The 1,599-nt window shown below is 66.9% G+C and carries 2 protein-coding genes and 1 riboswitch; both genes read left to right on the top strand.

What is annotated here, in order from left to right; genetic code table 11:
- The first annotated feature begins 230 nt into the window (after positions 1 to 230).
- Positions 231 to 379, top strand: a riboswitch (FMN riboswitch).
- 94 nt (positions 380 to 473) lie between these two features.
- Positions 474 to 1,172 (top strand): nicotinamide riboside transporter PnuC, encoded by a 699-nt coding sequence (gene pnuC / locus BJG92_RS15885; protein WP_232084953.1) that lies wholly within the window; start codon positions 474 to 476, stop codon positions 1,170 to 1,172.
- Positions 1,169 to 1,599: deaminase (locus BJG92_RS15880; protein ID WP_232084952.1), on the top strand; the 431-nt coding region annotated here is incomplete at its 3' end. The genes pnuC and BJG92_RS15880, both read left to right, overlap by 4 nt.

Below are 1,599 nucleotides of genomic sequence, written 5' to 3'. Positions count from 1 at the left end.
GTCCTGGGTCCGGGGGATGGGCATAGGGGGCTATGTCCAGTGGCCGCGGGGACGGTGGCGCATGTCCGGTGTTCGTCGCGCGTCCGGGAGGGCATGTCCAGTCCTGGGTCCGGGGGATGGGCATAGGGGGCTATGTCCAATGGCCGCGGGACGGTGGCGCATGTCCAGTCCTGGCGGCGGGGCGGGAATAGCCCGTGCTACCCCGCAGTTGTGTCAGAATAGCAACACACATACGTGCTCCGGGGTCGGTGTAAGTCCGAACCGGCGGTTATAGTCCGCGACCCGCGAGTCGGCGTTTCCTTCGGGAGGGGCCGGCGGACGGTTGAACCGGTGGAACTCCGGTACCGACAGTTAAAGTCTGGATGAGAGAAGCACGTACAGCTGTTACTGCGGAGCCTTTTTGGTGCCGCGGAATTGTGCTGTCGTATACCCCCGGAGCCATCGCGGTTCTTGAGGGAAGGAACGACACACGCATGGACCTCTTGCGGTGGCTCTTCGAAGCGCAGATCCCGGTCGGTGGATCTGTCCTGATTCTTCGGGAAGTACTTGGCAACATTTTTGGGCTCGCCAGCGCCGTGGGAGGCATGCGCCGCCGGGTCTGGGCCTGGCCGGTGGGCATCGCCGGTAACCTCCTGCTCCTGACGGTCTTTCTGGGCAACGTCTTCGGCTCGGCCACTCCAGCCACGCTCTGGGGCCAGGCCGGACGGCAGGTCATGTTCATTGGCGTCGCTGTATATGGCTGGTACCGCTGGCAGCAGAGCAGGCAGTCCTCCGCCGGTGGTGCAGCAATAGCGCCACGCTGGGCAAGCAATAAGACCCGGGTCATCCTGGCTCTGAGCCTCGTGGCCGGAACCGCTGCCCTCACCCCGATCTTCGATTCGCTCGGCTCCTACCCACCAGTGTGGGCCGACGCGTGGACCTTCATGGGTTCGCTGCTGGCGACCTACGGCATGGCCCGCGGCTGGACCGAATTCTGGCTGATTTGGGTGGCGGTGGACATCGTCGGTGTGCCGTTACTGTTCACCGCCGGCTACTACGCCAGCGCCTTCATGTACCTGTTCTATGGCTTTTTCACGCTCGCCGGATTCTTCGTCTGGTGGCGCGCGTCGAAGCAGCTGGAGACGGCTGTCACGGTGGAGACCGTCTTCGCGGACTCTTTGGTGGCTAAATGAGCGCCCCGGGCGTCGCCGGGCTCAGCGCCGGGCTCAGCGCCGGATTCAGCGCCGGATTCAGCACCGCCGAGGCTGCCGCCATGGACGCGGCACTCGAAGCCGCCCTGCAGGGGCCGCGGGGCGCGAACCCCCTGGTCGGCGCCGTCGTCATCCGCCCCGGCGGCTCCCCGCTGGCCACCGGCCACCACCGCGGTGCCGGTACGGCCCACGCGGAGGCCGACGCGATCGCGCAGGCCAAAGCCGCCGGCCGCGACCTCGCCGGCACCACGATGGTGGTCACGCTGGAGCCCTGCAACCACTGCGGCCGCACCGGACCCTGTGCCCAGGCAATCATTGACGCGGGGATCACTGACGTCATCTATGCCGTCGATGATCCTCATGATCCGGCCGCCGGGGGTGCTGCCACGCTGCGCGCCGCGGGCGTCCG

Origin of the sequence: Arthrobacter sp. SO5, assembly GCF_020532805.1 — a bacterium.
Classification (GTDB): domain Bacteria; phylum Actinomycetota; class Actinomycetes; order Actinomycetales; family Micrococcaceae; genus Arthrobacter.
The sequence above is the reverse complement of the archived record's forward strand: the minus strand, read 5'-3'. Positions and strand labels throughout refer to the sequence as shown.

Excerpts from the sequence above, each read along its gene's own strand:
- pnuC (WP_232084953.1), top strand. The coding sequence starts at position 474 with ATGGACCTCTTGCGGTGGCTCTTCGAAGCGCAGATCCCGGTCGGTGGA.